The organism is Pseudarthrobacter polychromogenes (assembly GCF_014644495.1).
Taxonomy (GTDB): Bacteria; Actinomycetota; Actinomycetes; order Actinomycetales; family Micrococcaceae; genus Arthrobacter; species Arthrobacter polychromogenes.
Genome location: NZ_BMKU01000001.1, coordinates 137,982 through 153,183 on the forward strand (window position 1 = coordinate 137,982; position 15,202 = coordinate 153,183).

A 15,202-nucleotide genomic window follows, 5' to 3' on the forward strand; every position below is an offset into this window, starting at 1 on the left:
CTTGCCGAGCCCGCCCGCGAGCTTGGGTGAGGACTCCGCGAGTTCATCGAAGGCCCGCTTCGTCTCAAGGACCTTCGGGAACGTAGTCAGGAAGGCGCCGCCAACCAGGGCGCGCCGCCAGCTGTGGCCGTCAGGCCTAGCCCCGTCTGCAGTAGAGGGGCAGGAATCTGGCCGATCGAGTCCAGCAGCGCGTCCGCACTCTGGGCGAGCGAGCGGAGTACCTCGTTCGCTCCGGACCCCGACTTGAGGAACACGGAGTCCAGGGACCCGCCTACCTTTTCAATGTCCCCGGCAAGGTTGTCCTGCTTGATTGCTGCGGTAGTGGCCGCGTATCCGGAGTCGTTGACCTTGGCGGTCCAGTCCGCGATGCCCTTAGCGCCCTGCTCGTACAGGACGTTGGCGGCGCGGACAGCGTCGGACCCGAAAATGATCTTCATCGACGCGTTGCGCTGCTCGTCGGTCAGGCCCTTCATGGAGTTCTGGAGGACCCCGGCAAACTTGGACAAGCCAATGAACTTGCCCTGCTGGTCGTATGCGGAGATGCCCAGCTTGTTCATCTCCGCCGCTGCCTCTTTCGAGTTCGGCGTCAGGGCCATCAGCATGGTCTTGAAAGAGGTACCTGCATCGGAGCCGATGAGCCCGGCTGAGGCGAACGCAGACAACCCGCCCGTGGTTTCCTCGATGGACAAACCTGTCGAGGCGGCGATCAGGCCGCCCTGCTTCAGAGCGTTCCCGAGATCTTCCACTGAGCCCTGGGCTTTGCCCGCACCGGCGGCCAGGAGGTCCGCGAGATGGGGGATCTGGTCGCCCTTGAGCTTGAACTGGACCATGGCCGTGGCAGCCAGCTCAGCGGCGTCAGCCACCTCGATGGACCCGGCAGCGGCCAGCGACAGGGAACCGGCCAGGCCGCCGCCGAGAATGTCCTTCGTGGAGACGCCAGCCTTAGACAGCTCCGTGATGGCGTCAGCGGCTTCGCGTGCCGAGTAGGACGTATCGGCGCCGGCCTTGATCGCCGCGGCGCGCAGCTGTTCCATGTCCCCGGCGGATGCGTGCGTGGCTGCCTGGACTTCGGACATGGCTTTGTCGAAGTCCATGTAGGACTTGATGGCAAGACCAACGCCGATTCCGACAGCGGCGCCGAAGCCGAGTAGGGCCCCGCCGGACTTGGTCCAGGCTTCTTCGTGCCGGTTCGCGGACTGCACCATCTGGCCGAGTGCACTGGTCGACTTCCCGGCCGTCTCGGTCGCGGTCTTCCCGACCTGTTCCGTGACCTTGGAGGCCTCCTGCATCTGCTTCCGGAACTCACCAATTTCGGCGCGGATCCGGACAACTACGGAGCGTTCAGCCACGGCGACCCTCCATCTTGATTCAGTTGTGGTTTGATGCAGGGATGACTGCACAGACTAAGAAGCCCGGGGACGCTCTTATCGGATGGGGCGCGATGATCGCCATCCTTGGCGTGGTTATTTACTTCATCGCACTCGTGTCAGGAGGCGCCGGGAACCCGTTTCTGGCGTTCGCGATGGTGGTGGTCGGGATCCTGCTCGCGATCCTCGGCTACGTGAAGAAGAACGCGAACCGCTAGTCCCAGCCCTCGACCTCCCGGAGGACGATCTTCTGGCCGGGGAACGTGGTCCGGTTCTTCTCCGCCTTCATCGCCTCGATCGGGGCGCAGCCTTCGCAGATGACCTGGTCGTCGGCCTCGTGCCGGCCGACGTTGTGGTCTCCGCGGGCGACGGAGTGGTGGAGCCCGCAGCCGGGGCACAGCCCGTCCTCGTATGCGGTGAGGGCGAGGGCCATGACCCGGTCCACGTAGCTCCACACGCCGTCGTCCTTGCGGCCCCGCATGACCGTCTGCGGGACCTTCCAGTCCCGGGCGGTGCGGGCCTCTAGGAGGATATGCCCGTTTCGTCGGTCTGCGAGGGCTTCAACGATTTTGGGACGGTCACCTGAGGAGCCTCTACTGATGCGCGGGAGTAGGCCCGGGATAGCAGAGCGATCTGCGAGTCGCCGACCTTGGTGTACAGCTTGCGGACCTGCTCCACTGAAAGCCGCGGCGAAACCACGGCGGCGGCGATGGTGCGGATCGACACTTCACGCTCGATGACCTTGTCCGCTGCTGCGTTGGCCATGTTCCGGGCGATGGTGTTGATCTCGTTCGGCTGCGTGATCTCCAGGCGCTTGCACTTCTCTCGCGCCTCTTTGCGGGCGGCAGCGGCGGCGGCGTCAGCCTCAGTCTTCATGTCGGACTTGGCGCTCTCCTCGATGGCGTTCTGTTCCTGGTCGTCCAGGAAAGACACGCGGAAGACCAGCTTCGATGCGTCCAGAGCGAGGTAGAGGGCGTCGATCTTCTCCTGGAGCTTCCCACCGGTGGACTCGCCGGCGGCGCGGTCCTCTTCGGGAGTGTCGGCGGTGGCGCGCTGCTGCGCTTCGAGCTCGTCGATGTCAGCCAGCAGGTCGGGGCGGCCGTACAGGGTGACGGAGCGTTCCGTGCGCTGGATGCCGTCGAGCCAGTTGTCGAGGTTGAATTCTTCGGTGGTCATAGGGTTTCAGGCTCCTAAGTTGTGGGTTGCTGCAGGCTCAAGTGGTGGAAAGGGTGGCTGGGCGGAGCCTGAATACGCCCAGCCACCCGGCTTTGTTACGCGGCGGCGACTACTGCGCGCTCGTCCACGTTGTCCTGCACCGAGAAGTTCACCTTGAACTTCTCGTAACCTGCGCCGGACGGGGAGAGGACCTGCGGGGTGCCGGTCAGCACGTGGAAGACCCGGACCTCATCGGCGGCGGCGAAGGGAACCTCGTGGGCCTTCTCGCCATCGGCGATCTGGCCGATGCGCTCCACCAGGTAGCCCTCGATGCCCTTGCCGGTGAACGTGGTCCACGCCTTGTCGTCGGCGGCGTCCTTCCAGCGGAACATGTCGAACGCGGCCTCGTAGTTCGTGCGGCCAGGAACCGTGGAGTTCGAAGAAGCGCACGCTGCGGGGTCGTTGATCGCGTCGTCACCGGTGGAACCGAGTGCGTAGTTCGCGGCGGTCACGTTGCAGGAAAGCTCCAGCACGCCGGCGCCAGTCAGCTCCGGCAGGGTGGGGGAGTGGTAGTTCGCGAGGTCGGGAACAAAGATGAGCCGACGGTTCGCGTCGGTGAGCATTTTCTGGCCCATGGCTTACTTGCCTGCTTTCTTGGACGGGGTGAGGGAGAGCTGCGGGAACCGGCCGTCGAGCCAAGTTTCCGGGACTGGCCGGTCGAGCTTCTTGCCCGTCTCCGTGTTGTAGACGTAGACGAACTTGCGGGGGTCGTGCTCGCGGCCCTCGACTGTTTCGGGGATGGCGGGTTCGGTGACCGTGTCCACGGGTGTGGCGGGTTCAGTCACCTGGGTGCGGGTTGCCACGGTGGGCCTCCTTAGTTGGTGGTGAGTCGCCACATCAGTGGCATATAAAACCGGGCCGGGGTGACCTGGTTGTCTGCGATCACATCGGTACGGAAACCGTCTGGATCGGGCTTGATGAACCCGGCGCCGATGGGAAGATTCGTGAGGGCCAGCCGGACCTGGTCGGCAAGGACCCGGGAATGGCTCCCGGTGGGGCCGGTGCAGTTGGTCTGGAAGCGGAAATCGCTGATGTCCACGTCGGTGAGCATGGTCAGGTCCCGCTCACCGGGCAGGTCAGTCGGCGCTCCTGCGAAGATCACGACGTACGGCCGGATGTACCCGCTCGCGTCCTTTGGCAGGGTGGTGGGGACGTTGGTGTCGAACACGTTCCCGGGCCAGAGGTGGGCGAGGCCTTGGATCTGGGTTTGAACCCGGGCGAAGAGGAACGCTCCACTAGGTGCCGCCATTGGCTGTCCTCTCCGCGAGTTGTTCCATGGCCTGGGTGAAGACCGGAGTCTGCCGGTCCAGTGCCGGGCCCATGAACGCGGCCGGCCCCTTCCGGCTTGTGCCGAATTCGACGTACACGCCGTACTCGGCGGTTGGCCCTACCTCGGCCTCAAGCACCCCGGACTGGCCGACGGTGCGGAGGTCGGAGTGGCCGATGGAGCTTTTCAGGTTTCCTGTGTCCACGGGCACGAAAGACTTCGCGTCCCTCTCGACGTCCAGAGTCGTCTTGCGGACCACTGCCTGGGCGCCGGGGCCAATGTTCGCTGCTGCCTGGGTGAACGATGTGGCGAGCTTGTTGAAGTCGGACGCGTCGATGTCCATGGCCGCCTCAGTTCTGGGTGAGCGTGTCGGTGCAGACGATGTCGCGTTCCCACATCAGCGCCCCGTGCTGCACGTCAGTGGCGTTGAGGGTCCGGCCGATCAGGAGCGGGTCGGAGGATGCGGTGACCTTGCAGAAGTCGCCGTCCTGTTCGCCTGCCCGAATCTCCGGGGCGTCCATGGGGATGGAAACTAGGTATTTGCGTTCCTGCAGGGGCTGGTCCGCGACCAGCGCGCCGGTGACGGTGTTGATCTGCTGGACGTTGGCTGTGCACTGGTGGAACGGTTCTGGCCCTGTCCAGCCATCAGGGAGCGGCCACGGTTCGGGTGCACCGCGGTGGAACCACTCCACAACGGCGGTTTGGGTGCCCGTGGCTGCGCCCCGGTGGTGTTCAGCCCAGTTCGCTGGGATCACCCGGGTGTTTGGGAGCGGCATCTAGTACCTCCACTCCGCGCCCTCAGGCTTGGCAGCGTCGCCGAACGGGACGACGTCAAAGAAGCCCTCAGCGGCTGCCGCGTCGTCGGCGTTGGCCTTCGCGTCGTACTGGTCTGCGAGGGCCCGCAACTCGGCGGAGACCTTCGCGCCGTCGGTCGCCCGGTCCTGGGTCCGGATGACTTTCGAGGTGAGCACCTCGGACGCTGCGATGACGCGGAGTGCCTGCGCGGAGGCCCGGTAGACGTTGTCCGCGTTCATGTTCAGGAACACGGTCAGCTGCGCGTCGGTGAACAGCCGGTTCGCGGGGGTGTCGTCGGTGTCCGTGATGTAGAGGCGGACCTTGCCCGCGGCCGTGGCGTAATCGATCACGCCGTCCGTGGTGGAGAACTCGCTGTCCGGCGTGCCGCCGTCGTAGACCTGCTCGCTCAAGGCGCGCCTCCTGTGAAGTTATGGGGGTCCGGAGTGCGCGGCCCTGCTGGATTGATTTGCCCAGCAGGGCCGCCCGGGAGGGATGATGATCAGCCGCCCCGTTATGGCCCGGTCACTCCGGAAGTTGGTTAGGCGCCGCCGTTGGACGCGTACACGCCCGTGGTGAAGCCCTTGTCGATGCCGAAGAACGTCCGGCCGCGGTACCAGATCGTGTCATCGTTGAAGCTGCCTTCTTCGATGCTGATCTGGCCGCCGCCGACGGCCTCGCCCTGGTCGCGCTTGACGCGGATGTCGACGTTCCCGTCGTGACCCTCAAGGCCCGTGTCGATGATCGAGGGAAGGGTCGAGCCCTTGCCCTGGACCAGCGCCCACGCCTTGCCCTGGTTCGCGCCGAGGGACTTGCCCAGGCGGCGGGAGACTAGCAGCGTCACGACGCCGCGGAAGGGGTTGGCGATCTCGGTCTTGGTGACCTTCGAACCGACCGTCACTTCCATGCTGAGCTTCTCGGCGTTCAGGATGCGGTTCGCCTCAGACTGCAGGGCGGGACCGACCATGAGGACGAGGTTGGTGGTGTCGACCAGGTCGGCGCGGTGGTCCTCGCGGAGCGCGAGCTCCTTGAGTGCCGCGTCCAGGGACTCCGGGGTGAGGGCCACGTTCGCGACCGTGTCGAAGAACGCAGGGTCCCAGGCGCCGGCCTCGACCAGCAGCTCGGCCACAGCGCTGTTCTTGGCCTTGACGGCGCCGGACCCCAGCAGGGTCGGGAAGTTCGCGAGGTCGGTGAACAGGCGGCGGAGGCGCAGCTCGAACGTGAGCCCGTAGGACTTGCCGTACTTGGCGGTCCCGTGGGTCAGGTCGGTCTCGTTGAGAGTGCCGCCCTTGTACTCTTCGCCCTCGCGGACGCGTTCGAACTCGTCGCCGGACCACAGGTCGATGAGCTTGTGACGCTCGAAGTCCGGGGCCGTGGTGTGCGTTAGCACCGGCTCGAACTCGTCCACGGCCGCCTTCTGCGCGGCTACAGCCTTCTTGGTGAAGGCGGCGCCGAGGAGGACGGGGAAGTCCGAGGTGCTGAAAGCTTCAGCGACCTCGGCCTGGGCGATCGCGCCGCCGGAGCGGCCCTGGCCGAAGAACTTGGCGGCCTCGAAGACCCGCTCTTCGCGGGTCGGGGCTTTCCGCCACCCCTTGTTGTCAAACAGATCCATTGTCATTCTCCTTATGCCAGGGCGGCGGTGTTGGTGATCTTGCCGTGCGGTGCGACCTCGACGACGCCGGAGCCGGTGCCCTTGGCGGCGTTGGCGACACCGAACGGGTAGTTGCCCGTCGCGGTGGCCGTGAGGGCGTTGGCGCCGGTGATGTAGACCTGCTGCGCTTCGGTCAGGGCGCCCGTGACGGTCAGGTCGTAGGAGCCGTCCAGCCAGAGGGTGAACTTCTCACCGGCCGCGGCGCTGGTCTGGGCCACGCCCACGTACTGGCCGATCCGGTACGGGTTGCCGGAGACGGCGCCACCGGCGGGCGCGGTGAGGGAGATGTGGCGGTTGTGGGTGTAACGCTGGTTCTTAGCCATGGTCGGTGACTCCCTTAGAGCGCGTTGACGACGTCGTCGTCAGTGATCGTGATGGCCTCTTTGGCGTCGGTGTGCCCCACGCCGCGGACGGTGCCGGCGCCGTTGGCGACCTGCAGTTCGGCGATGGACTCGGCGACGTCGGTGGCGAGTGCCTCGGCGTCGAGGACGCCGTTCTCCTTCACCGGGTAGCCCTTGGACAGCCGTGCGGCGGTCTTGGGGGCGGAGATGCCGGCGGTGGTGAACGCGGCTTCCACGACGGCGGCGGCGGCCGCGTCGTTCGCTTCGGTCAGGCCAGCCTCAGCCGTGGTGGCGCGGTTGGTGGCGGCGGATACTTCTGCTTCCAGCGCGGTGGCCCGGCCGGACTGTGCGACGAGGTCAGCGTGGACGCTTTCCTCAATCTGAATGGTGGCCATGGGTGGCTCCTTTTCATTTTCGGTAACCCCAGCCGGGACCGGCGGGGAATCTTTGGACTCCTGCGAGGGAGTTTCTACGGGGACGTAGTTGGTGACTCGACGGACCTCGACGAGGTCGCCAGTGAGTTCGACCGTGACGTCGCTGATCGAGTAGGTCTGCTGCCAGGTCTTCGCTTCACCGGCAGATTCCTGGGCGAACCAGACACTCGAGTCGTCGTAGTCGAGGACCCACACCCACACGCCGTCGTCTTCGTAGGCGTCGCGGACGGCTTTGCTGATGGCCTCGCGGACATCGTTCGCGGTGGCCTCGACTGCGCGGCCAGCGATGGACTCGAGGACCTTCTCGACCTTCCCGCCACGGCCTGCGACGGTGACAAAATCCACCCGGTTCAGCGCGTCGGGGTAGAGCTTCTCGACGATGGTTCCCTTGCGGCCCTCGGCCTCCCCGATGGTGACGTCCGCCCCTGCCGAGATCGAGGTCCCGATGTACTCGGCGAACTCGGTGATCACGTCCCGGTACTGGGAACCGAGCATCGCCTCGGCGACGAGACGTTCCCCGTCCCACACGGCGTCCTCTGTCAGGACTGCGGCGAGGGTCTTGACCGAACCTGCGGGCTGCTCGCGGCGCTCCGTGGTGGACATGTGGTCGATGTGCATTTGGGTGCCCTTGGCGAAGACCTTATCCGCGGCTGCCTGCTCCAGCAGCTCCGGGGAGTAGTAGCCGGAGGAACCCCAGCCGGGAGTGATGAGCTGGATGAGGAGCTTCCCGGGGCCGCCAGCGGTACTGAGCGTCCCTGCCTCGTGAATGAGCTTGGCCATTGACAGCCTCCTAAAATGGGTGTGTGGGCCTTGACGACCGGAACGACAGTGCGGGCGTGCCTGGGGAGTGCCCCGGGCACGACTGGAAGGTCCACGGGATTTATCTGCGGTCGACGGGCGGATCGATGTCCGTGGCGTGTAAGTGGTGCGGTGCCGTGCAGTACGAGCCGTCCCTCAGCGACGGGACCTAAGCGGCGAGATCCTTGACGGGCGTGGCGGTGTAGGAGTCCCGCCAGCCGGCCGTGGCCTTCTTGGTGGACAGGTCCGCCCAGGAGATCTCACCGGACTGCAGCAGCTCCAGCCGTTTCGGGCCCATGATGTCGCGCTGCGTTTCCGGGGTGAGGTTGTTGAACACTGCCTGCGCGTCCTGTGTCAGAGAGGGTGGTTCCTCGATGTCGAAGCCGAGGTCCTTCCACGACTTGGTGATGGTGACGCGGGCGCAGCGGCCGTTCTGGTGATCGTTGGGCCCGTCCTGGTCGAGCGGGTAGCGGGTGCCGTGCTTGGCCCAGCAAGAGGGGCAAGTGCGGGCGGTGAGAGAGGCGTGCCATTCCCACCCTTCGAGAATGGTCTTGTTCGCCTTCTCGGAAGCCTTTGTGGCTGCCCGGTGCGCGTCGAGGGTCTCGGTGCGGGCGATGGTGAGCGCCCGGGTGAGTCCGCCGTTGAACCGCTGCTCTGTTTGCTGCAGCATCCGCCGAGCAGTTGCCCTTGGGTTCTCACCGACGGCGATGCCGCGGATGAGTTCCCGCTTCATGACCCGTTCCACGTCAGCCGGCAGGGGCTTGGTCGCGGAGTGGATCTGCTCGGTGGTGCGTTCTACGATGGCGGCCAGGGCCTCCGGAGACATCCGGGTGAAGCTGACCGATGCGCCCGCCGTGTTGGGTGGGAGTTGGGAGCCGATGAGCGCCTCATGCCCGTCCAGCGCGTCGAGGACCGCGGTGCCGACGTCGTTGGTGATGACCCCATCCGTGGTGCGGGCCAGCTCGTTGAGCATGATCCGCGCCTGCTGCAGCGCATCCCTCAGCCGGATGTTTTTCGCCGCAACAGCCCGGGACACTTTCCCGTCAGCAGCCCCCGCCAGGAGCTCCACGAAAGCCGTCTCGAACTCCGGCTCCAGCACGTCCCACGCCTCCACCCACGCCCGGGTGAGAGCGAGGGTCTGGGCGTCGGTCATCCTGTCGAGGTCGGCGCGGAGGCGGTCAACGATGCGGAGAGTCTCAGCCGTGACCGCCATGGGGCCTCCCTACTTCAGTGCTGCTGCCGGGTCCTGCCCGTCCCGGAATGCCTTGGTGGCCACATCCCCGGCGGTTGTGTCGGTGTCGAGGAGGTTGCCGTCGTCGTCGGTGATCTTCTCGATCCATTCGTCGACGTCCGGGATCTTGAGGACCTGCAGCGCCAGGCGGATCAGCGGCAGCTTGGGCACGTCGGGCATGCCGTCCGCGGCGACGATCGCGTCGATGAGGACCTTCACGTCGACCTCGTCCAGGCCCGGGAAGGTTACTTCCACGGTCGCTGCGGCCGGATCGGTGAACTCGACCTTGAGGCGGTCGTCGTCCCGGACTGCGGTGCCGAGCCTGCGGAGCGGGCCCTGCGGCGCGATGACGGCCTGTTCGATGGCGTACCCGACACTGTCGCGGATGACTTCGGCGTGGAGCTGCTGCCGTGCCTGAAACGTCAGCCTCGTGGGGAGGTCGAGCGTCTCGGCGGTGGCGCGTGCACCGGTCTGCCCCGGGTCGGCCAGGGCGATCGTGACGGGGATGCCCATCGCGGTCGCTGCCATGGTCGCCAGCGGCCTCGACGATTCCGAATCCAGAGTCGCGCCGGACTTCGGCATCGCCTCGATCTTCTGATCATCCGACATGCTGACAGAGGAACCGGCCGGCACATTCGCGAGGCCTTGCAGCGCGGCGCGCTTCGACTGCGACGCGGCCGCCGTCTTCGAGGAGGACACGAAGGCGATCTTCGCCAGCGCCTTCATCAGCAGCGCCCAGTCCTCCAGGAAGCCCTTGTGAGACAGAGCCCAGGGGATCGCGGCGTAGGAGTCGCCGATGCCGAACTTCCAGTTCTGCGAGGCGTTGACCTTCACGTGCCGCACGGGGGCATCCCAGAGCACGGGGACACTGTCGATGCGGAGCGTCTTCATGCGGGGCTGGTACTTCAGCGCAGGGTAGTACGCCTTCATCTGGGCGTCTTTACCGTCCGCGCCCTGCTCCACCCATTGCCGCAGGTAGAACCACGGGGTGGCCTTGTCCCCGGGCGCGGTGATGACGTCCTGGATCTCGTCGAAAGGGATGGTCCGGACTTTCACCCGGCCCGTTAGAGGATTCGTGAAGTGGGTGAGGAAGAAATTGCCCTCATCGAACAGGGTGCCCTCGTATTGCTGCCGGGCCTGCGCGCCGAAGAAAGCTTCCCGGTTGCCCTCATCATCGATGAACGCCTGCACCACATCGTTGACATCCTGGTCGACGGCTGCGATGGTGACACCCTGCCCCCACACGTACGCGTGGCGGACCTCCCGTCCGCGCTTGATGATCGGGTTCGCGATGCCGAACAGGCGGCCCATCTCCGCGGCCTTGATCAGACCGTCACGGCTGAACTCCTGCTGGTACTGCTCGCTGAGCTTCATCCAGCCGGTGTTCTCGCGGGCGAGCTCCAGCTGCGCGAGCGATTCCTCGAGGCGGTACTGCAGCGTCGCCACAGTGCCCTCAGCGATCTTCCCCTCAGCAGTCGTGGCTGCCTCTTGCAGGCCCAGCAGTTGGCGGAACATGCCCATACTGGCCTCCTAGACCGGGCTGATCGACCAGCCCTGTGCGTTGTACTCGTCGTAGACGTCGGGTTCGATGAGCCGGCCCTGGTTCAGCAGCGGCATGAGCAGGAGCCGGTTGATGGCCTGCGATAGTGCGTCGATGGTGTCGTCGTGGGCGCTGTTGGGGAAGTTCTTGGCTTCCTCGACGAGCTCCTCGACGTTGGGCAGCAGCTCCGGGTCCGGCAGGACGATGTTCCGCGACTCGGCCAGCGGGGAGATGGCTGAGGCCCTGGCGTACTTGGACCCTTCCGGCTCGATGGGGATGAGCCCGAAGATGCGTTGCTGCAGCGCGTTGATGACCGCGGGCCCGTTGGCTTTGTCCTCGACCAGCTTCGCGAGCGACTGCGGCCACTTCTTGGACATCGCCTCGATCGCGTTGCACGTGGCGGTGAAGTTCAGGCGCGCCCTCACCATGTCCAACAGGTAGGCGTTGACGCCGATGCGGAGCCACACCTGACCGACGACGTAGTCGGAGGATTTGGTGTCCTTGAACGCGAGGTCCCACGACTGGATGAGTTCGTGGTCGTCGCGGCCGATGCCGGGCACGTGCATGACGCCGTTGCCTTGGTCGATCCAGAGCGGCTGCGAGTACCGCGCCCATTCGGCGGGGAACACGCCACCGGATTCGGGGGAGGGGCGGCCCTGGTACAGGCTCGCCCAGGTGCGGGCTCCGGCCGTCGCTTTACGCATGAGCCACTGCTTGAGCGTGCGGCCACGGGCGGAGACCATGAACTCGCCCGGCTTACGGCCGAGCGGGTCCGTCTCGCCCTTTTCGGGGCGGTGGTCAGCCTGGGCGGGGATGTTGAGGATCTTCCAGCCGGCTTCTTTGTCCCGCTCCATGAGGCGGCCTGCGAGGTCGTCCTGGTGCCAACGGGTGAGGATGACGATCACCGGCGCACCGGGCGCGAGGCGGGCGCTGGCGGCGTCTGTCCACCAGTCCCACACGTTGTCCCGGTACGTTTCGGAGTCCGCTTCTTTGCGGTCCTTGATCGGGTCGTCAATGATCATCATGTCCGCGGGGCGGCCGGTCACACCAGCACCGATACCCACGGAGAGGACGCCGCCCTGGTGGCCTTCGAGGGTCCACTCGTGCACAGCGCCGTTGTCGTTGGCGATGCGGAGATCGATCTCCGGGGTGGAGGTGATCCGGTTTCGGATGGCCCGGCCGTTGCGGTTGGCGAGGTTCTGAGCATACGAGGCGGTGACGATCCGGAGGTCCGGGTTCTGGGTGAGCGCCCAGATGGGGAAGTCGTTGGCCACCCGGACCGACTTGCCCTCCTGCGGGGCCATGCAGACGATGAGGCGTGAGTCGGGGGTGTTGAATGCCTCGACGAGGGCCTTGTCGATCAGGTCGAGCGCGGGTGTCTGGACGGTCTTCGGGTTGGTCGCCCGCGCCATCTCCCCGGGGGTTGCCCACTTGGCTTTGACCGGCTCGAACATGCGGGCCGCAGCTTCCCACATGTCCACGGTCACGGGTGGCCCCCTTTACGGCTAAAAATCCATATCTTTAGCAATCTTCTCGACGTTCTTCGCGTGGGCCTCGGCTTGGGCTTTTCGTTCTGCCTCTGCGGTAGCGTCACGTCGGTGCTGGGCCTCGGAGAGCTCGTTTACCTTTGCTACCACGCCTTGAAGGGTCTTCAGATGGTAATCCCGGACCTCTTCAATGGTGGTTTTGCTGAGAACAAATTCTGTGCCGTAGCAGCGCGCTGTGCCAGGTCTGTGCATGGTTGTAGAAGAAGGCGGGTTATCCCATACGGCGACCATTGCTTCCTGCTCCGCCCCGGTGAGGGGCCGGGACAGGGAAAGCGGCACTGCGTAGAGGGCTGAGCCGGGCGAACCATCGTTGCTGGGCGTACCCACCAGCGATGTCTTGACGCCAGTGATACTGAATGGGACGAATGTTTTCTCAGTCATGAAGTCAGTCTGCCATCGCGGGCCGACAAACTGGTGAGCGCGCCGGGTGGTTTTGTGCCAGGCCCCGCCGTGGTGCACCTTGGCGGGGTCCGGCGTTGCAACGGTCGCCCGCCGTTGCGCGGGTAAAAGTCTGTGGCCCGCCGGCTCATGTTCCGGCGGGCTATTCAGTTGTGCTCCCGCCTCAGCCTCGTGGGCTTTTCGGTGGGGGAGGGTGCGCGGCCTGTGTGGGCAGGTCCGTCCATGGCAGGGTTGAAAGGTAGAACCCCGGCCGGCCTTCACTGGGTGAGTACGCAAAACCATGTGTTGACCCGGGCCGCGCAAGCAAAAGAACCCGCCTACTGGGGGATTGGCGGGTTCTGGCGGTAGAGACACGTATGCCCTACGCGCACTATTGTGCCTCATGCTGGTAGTAATTGCAACTGTCGCTCGTTTTCCATGGCAGCGGCTTTCGCTGCTGCGTCGACTTCGGCCTGGCGGAGTTTGGCGGCGAGGGCGTGGAGGTCCTTCCCCTGCCACTGGGTGCCGCAGTTGAGGCACTTCGCGACCCCGCCCAGCGCGGCGATGGCGTGCCCGATCCTCGTGCGTTCCCCGTCGACGTTGTCCCACGCCTCGGTCGCGTGGCATTCGGGGCAGGCGCCCGGGATCTCACCCTTACGGATCGGGTGAAGAGTGTTCTTGATCTTCTCCACCCAGCCCTGGCACCAGACCATGCAGTCGTCCGCATGGGTGGGCTCGTGCGTTGCGATGCTGGGGGACTGCGCCCATGCCGCCCAGGTCAGGAGCTGCTGCTCGATGGACCCGTAGTTCTGCCCGGTGATGTGCACGTGCCATTCCTGGACGACGGACTGGATGGCTCGGTAGTCCATGGTGGCTTGCAGTGCGAGTGGGGCGCTGGGTCCGGTGCTGTGGCCGCTGGCCCCACCCCTCTGGTCCTGCTTGCACGCGTACCGGAGTTGCTGCAGCAGGGGGAGGACATCGACAAGTTCCTTCCGGCCGCCGTCCCGCTCGATCATGGTTTTGTGTGGTCGTGCGAGCTGGTGGACCAGTTCGTTCAGTGACGCCAATACTCCCCCTAGGAATGCGAATGGTACATGCTAGTGTAACAAGTTTTAGTTGTTTCCGGAGGAAATATCTCCTCAGCGGAACCTCTACTTCGCTTACTCCCATTAACATCGGGCTATGCAACCCATGGCGGACTTCATCGGGGAACTCTTCGGGCCCAGCTGGACTGCCCAGGGCGTCGCAGCTGTCATTTCTTCGGGCATTGCCCTGTTGGCTGTCGGCATTTCGTCTCGTGTTGCTTGGCGTCAGGGAGTCAAGACGAGGCAGCACGTGGACGAAGTCGACGCGAAGCAGGCGGAACGTGAGCGTGAATTCAAGGGCCGCGAACACTGGTGGGAACGATTTTCGTGGGCATGCGTTGAGTTCACAGCAGATGACGAAGACAGGATCAAAGTCGGCCTAATAGTTTTATCGGACCTCGCCACCTCTTCCTGGGCAAGTGAGGGCGATAAGCTATTAGTAGCGTCTGTATTGAAGGAGCTAGTTGACATCGCCGTGGAAGAAGGGGTGTATGACAGTGCGGAAGATGAAAGCCAATAATCCAATCGTCATCGAGGCGGCCAAGAACCGGGCACGGATCCTGGCGAGTCTAGGTCTTGTCGTGGATGAGAAGACGGCACGAATTGCTTCCCGTAAGACCGTTGAGCGGCCTCCTTCTGACTACACGGATACTGCCGCAAGCGATCTGCCGTTAGTGTCTGATGTACTAAAAGATGTCGTTCAGCAGGCTGCGCAGGAAGCCCCCTCTGAGTCCCAGCCGCGTTCCGGCAAGTTCGAACAGTTTGTCATCTATTCCAAATATGGCGGGCACAAAATTAAGGCCCGGAGCGGCGATTACATTGTGCTGCGCGCCAAGGACCTTCTAGTCAGCAACGAGCCGACTCAGGCCAGCGCGGAAACAGATGGTAAGGAAGATGGCACGCCGAAGGACCCTACATATCGCGTCCGCCGGCCAAAGCCCTGAGTTCACGCGGGACAATTTCTGGCACGAGCCGCTGCTGCTCCAGGGACAGCCCGAGGGCGTTGAGGATCCTGCGGATGGCGTCGGCGACTAGGGCGCCTTGTGATTCGGCGAGCTTGACCTTGCGCTCTTCGATCCCGGCCCTGAGTGCGAGGGAGCAGACCTTGGCGAGGTGGTCGCGTTCCTTCATGTAGAGCTCGTACCAGACTGAGGGGCCGGCCTTTTCGGTAGTTACGTCCACGACGCCCTGGGGCCCGACGCCCTGGTCGGTCTGCGTGCGGCCCCAGACCAGATCGTCGTTTTGCAGCTCCTGCACTTTCTCCCGCAGCCAGGCGACGTGCCCCGCTGTCCAGTGGATCTCGTCCAGCAGGGCTTTCCCGGGGTCGATGTCGATGGGGAGTCCGAGGGTGCGGACGGCTGTCTCCATCTGCTTCTGCGCCGCAGCCGTGGCCAGTCGACGCTCTGCTGCTGCCTTGACCTGCGGCGCCTTGCCGCCATGCCGGACGCAGCGCTTGCCACCCTTGATCGGGGGAGCGCCGCAAGGGTTACCGTCACGCTTCTTAGCGCCACATATGCTTGTTGAGGCGGTCATCGCTTCTCACTTTCATGGGGGTC

The 15,202-nt window shown here is 65.0% G+C and carries 21 protein-coding genes; 3 read left to right on the forward strand and 18 right to left on the reverse strand.

What is annotated here, in order from left to right; all coding sequences use genetic code 11:
- Positions 1-86: 86 nt before the first annotated feature.
- Positions 87-1,349 (reverse strand): phage tail tape measure protein, encoded by a 1,263-nt coding sequence (locus tag IEX43_RS00670; protein ID WP_188808630.1) that lies wholly within the window; start codon positions 1,347-1,349, stop codon positions 87-89.
- 41 nt (positions 1,350-1,390) lie between these two features.
- Here IEX43_RS00670 and IEX43_RS00675 point away from each other — a divergent pair, with 41 nt between their 5' ends.
- A complete protein-coding gene (locus tag IEX43_RS00675; protein WP_188808631.1) occupies positions 1,391-1,585 on the forward strand; it encodes a hypothetical protein in 195 nt (64 codons plus the stop codon).
- On the opposite strand, the gene IEX43_RS00680 is transcribed toward IEX43_RS00675, so the two are convergent.
- From IEX43_RS00680 to IEX43_RS00755, 16 genes are all read right to left on the reverse strand, one after another.
- Entirely contained in the window at positions 1,582-1,848 is a 267-nt protein-coding gene (locus tag IEX43_RS00680) for a hypothetical protein (protein ID WP_188808632.1), read from the reverse strand. The genes IEX43_RS00675 and IEX43_RS00680 overlap by 4 nt on opposite strands.
- Positions 1,849-1,889: 41 nt before the next feature.
- Positions 1,890-2,543, reverse strand: a complete 654-nt coding sequence (locus tag IEX43_RS00685) for a hypothetical protein (RefSeq protein WP_188808633.1) — start codon at positions 2,541-2,543, stop codon at positions 1,890-1,892.
- Positions 2,544-2,638: 95 nt separating this feature from the next.
- Positions 2,639-3,157: a phage tail tube protein gene (locus tag IEX43_RS00690; protein ID WP_188808634.1), complete on the reverse strand. Its 519-nt coding sequence runs from the start codon at positions 3,155-3,157 to the stop codon at positions 2,639-2,641.
- A gap of 3 nt (positions 3,158-3,160) precedes the next feature.
- Positions 3,161-3,385 carry a hypothetical protein gene (locus IEX43_RS00695; protein WP_188808635.1) on the reverse strand — a complete coding sequence of 75 codons (225 nt, stop codon included), beginning with the start codon at positions 3,383-3,385 and terminating at the stop codon, positions 3,161-3,163.
- Positions 3,386-3,396: 11 nt separating this feature from the next.
- Complete coding sequence (locus IEX43_RS00700) at positions 3,397-3,831, reverse strand: hypothetical protein (RefSeq protein ID WP_188808636.1); 435 nt, start codon at positions 3,829-3,831, stop codon at positions 3,397-3,399.
- Positions 3,818-4,192, reverse strand: coding sequence for an HK97-gp10 family putative phage morphogenesis protein (locus tag IEX43_RS00705; RefSeq protein WP_188808637.1), 375 nt, complete (start codon positions 4,190-4,192; stop codon positions 3,818-3,820). The genes IEX43_RS00700 and IEX43_RS00705 overlap by 14 nt, the downstream gene beginning before the upstream one ends.
- Positions 4,193-4,199: 7 nt before the next feature.
- A complete protein-coding gene (locus IEX43_RS00710) occupies positions 4,200-4,625 on the reverse strand; it encodes a DUF6093 family protein (RefSeq protein WP_188808638.1) in 426 nt (141 codons plus the stop codon).
- Positions 4,626-5,054 carry a hypothetical protein gene (locus IEX43_RS00715; protein WP_188808639.1) on the reverse strand — a complete coding sequence of 143 codons (429 nt, stop codon included), beginning with the start codon at positions 5,052-5,054 and terminating at the stop codon, positions 4,626-4,628.
- 128 nt (positions 5,055-5,182) lie between these two features.
- Positions 5,183-6,253, reverse strand: coding sequence for a phage major capsid protein (locus IEX43_RS00720; protein WP_188808640.1), 1,071 nt, complete (start codon positions 6,251-6,253; stop codon positions 5,183-5,185).
- An 11-nt stretch (positions 6,254-6,264) separates the two neighbouring features.
- Positions 6,265-6,615, reverse strand: a complete 351-nt coding sequence (locus IEX43_RS00725) for a DUF2190 family protein (RefSeq protein ID WP_188808641.1) — start codon at positions 6,613-6,615, stop codon at positions 6,265-6,267.
- 14 nt (positions 6,616-6,629) lie between these two features.
- Positions 6,630-7,847 (reverse strand): hypothetical protein, encoded by a 1,218-nt coding sequence (locus IEX43_RS00730; protein WP_188808642.1) that lies wholly within the window; start codon positions 7,845-7,847, stop codon positions 6,630-6,632.
- 187 nt (positions 7,848-8,034) lie between these two features.
- Positions 8,035-9,078: a phage minor head protein gene (locus IEX43_RS00735; RefSeq protein ID WP_188808643.1), complete on the reverse strand. Its 1,044-nt coding sequence runs from the start codon at positions 9,076-9,078 to the stop codon at positions 8,035-8,037.
- Positions 9,079-9,087: 9 nt separating this feature from the next.
- Positions 9,088-10,617, reverse strand: coding sequence for a hypothetical protein (locus IEX43_RS00740; RefSeq protein WP_188808644.1), 1,530 nt, complete (start codon positions 10,615-10,617; stop codon positions 9,088-9,090).
- A 9-nt stretch (positions 10,618-10,626) separates the two neighbouring features.
- On the reverse strand, positions 10,627-12,123 hold the full coding sequence (terL, locus tag IEX43_RS00745; RefSeq protein ID WP_229666245.1) for a phage terminase large subunit: 1,497 nt from the start codon (positions 12,121-12,123) through the stop codon (positions 10,627-10,629).
- A gap of 18 nt (positions 12,124-12,141) precedes the next feature.
- Positions 12,142-12,564, reverse strand: coding sequence for a hypothetical protein (locus IEX43_RS00750; RefSeq protein WP_188808645.1), 423 nt, complete (start codon positions 12,562-12,564; stop codon positions 12,142-12,144).
- Positions 12,565-12,962: 398 nt separating this feature from the next.
- Positions 12,963-13,628: a DUF7341 domain-containing protein gene (locus IEX43_RS00755; protein WP_188808646.1), complete on the reverse strand. Its 666-nt coding sequence runs from the start codon at positions 13,626-13,628 to the stop codon at positions 12,963-12,965.
- Between the two features lie 115 nt (positions 13,629-13,743).
- On the opposite strand from IEX43_RS00755, the gene IEX43_RS00760 reads away from it, so the two are divergent.
- Together IEX43_RS00760 and IEX43_RS00765 are read left to right on the forward strand one after the other, a co-directional pair.
- Positions 13,744-14,166, forward strand: coding sequence for a hypothetical protein (locus tag IEX43_RS00760; protein WP_188808647.1), 423 nt, complete (start codon positions 13,744-13,746; stop codon positions 14,164-14,166).
- Complete coding sequence (locus IEX43_RS00765; protein WP_188808648.1) at positions 14,153-14,590, forward strand: hypothetical protein; 438 nt, start codon at positions 14,153-14,155, stop codon at positions 14,588-14,590. The genes IEX43_RS00760 and IEX43_RS00765 overlap by 14 nt, the downstream gene beginning before the upstream one ends.
- On the opposite strand, the gene IEX43_RS00770 is transcribed toward IEX43_RS00765, so the two are convergent.
- A complete protein-coding gene (locus tag IEX43_RS00770) occupies positions 14,559-15,179 on the reverse strand; it encodes an HGGxSTG domain-containing protein (protein WP_188808649.1) in 621 nt (206 codons plus the stop codon). The genes IEX43_RS00765 and IEX43_RS00770 overlap by 32 nt on opposite strands.
- Positions 15,180-15,202 lie beyond the last annotated feature (23 nt).

Excerpts from the sequence above, each read along its gene's own strand:
- IEX43_RS00675 (WP_188808631.1), top strand. The coding sequence starts at position 1,391 with ATGACTGCACAGACTAAGAAGCCCGGGGACGCTCTTATCGGATGGGGC.
- IEX43_RS00685 (WP_188808633.1), bottom strand. The coding sequence starts at position 2,543 with ATGACCACCGAAGAATTCAACCTCGACAACTGGCTCGACGGCATCCAG.
- IEX43_RS00765 (WP_188808648.1), top strand. The coding sequence starts at position 14,153 with ATGAAAGCCAATAATCCAATCGTCATCGAGGCGGCCAAGAACCGGGCA.
- IEX43_RS00710 (WP_188808638.1), bottom strand. The coding sequence starts at position 4,625 with ATGCCGCTCCCAAACACCCGGGTGATCCCAGCGAACTGGGCTGAACAC.
- IEX43_RS00760 (WP_188808647.1), top strand. The coding sequence starts at position 13,744 with ATGCAACCCATGGCGGACTTCATCGGGGAACTCTTCGGGCCCAGCTGG.
- IEX43_RS00725 (WP_188808641.1), bottom strand. The coding sequence starts at position 6,615 with ATGGCTAAGAACCAGCGTTACACCCACAACCGCCACATCTCCCTCACC.
- IEX43_RS00690 (WP_188808634.1), bottom strand. The coding sequence starts at position 3,157 with ATGGGCCAGAAAATGCTCACCGACGCGAACCGTCGGCTCATCTTTGTT.
- IEX43_RS00750 (WP_188808645.1), bottom strand. The coding sequence starts at position 12,564 with ATGACTGAGAAAACATTCGTCCCATTCAGTATCACTGGCGTCAAGACA.
- IEX43_RS00720 (WP_188808640.1), bottom strand. The coding sequence starts at position 6,253 with ATGGATCTGTTTGACAACAAGGGGTGGCGGAAAGCCCCGACCCGCGAA.
- IEX43_RS00730 (WP_188808642.1), bottom strand. The coding sequence starts at position 7,847 with ATGGCCAAGCTCATTCACGAGGCAGGGACGCTCAGTACCGCTGGCGGC.
- IEX43_RS00680 (WP_188808632.1), bottom strand. The coding sequence starts at position 1,848 with ATGCGGGGCCGCAAGGACGACGGCGTGTGGAGCTACGTGGACCGGGTC.
- IEX43_RS00705 (WP_188808637.1), bottom strand. The coding sequence starts at position 4,192 with ATGGACATCGACGCGTCCGACTTCAACAAGCTCGCCACATCGTTCACC.
- IEX43_RS00700 (WP_188808636.1), bottom strand. The coding sequence starts at position 3,831 with ATGGCGGCACCTAGTGGAGCGTTCCTCTTCGCCCGGGTTCAAACCCAG.
- IEX43_RS00735 (WP_188808643.1), bottom strand. The coding sequence starts at position 9,078 with ATGGCGGTCACGGCTGAGACTCTCCGCATCGTTGACCGCCTCCGCGCC.
- IEX43_RS00770 (WP_188808649.1), bottom strand. The coding sequence starts at position 15,179 with ATGACCGCCTCAACAAGCATATGTGGCGCTAAGAAGCGTGACGGTAAC.
- IEX43_RS00740 (WP_188808644.1), bottom strand. The coding sequence starts at position 10,617 with ATGGGCATGTTCCGCCAACTGCTGGGCCTGCAAGAGGCAGCCACGACT.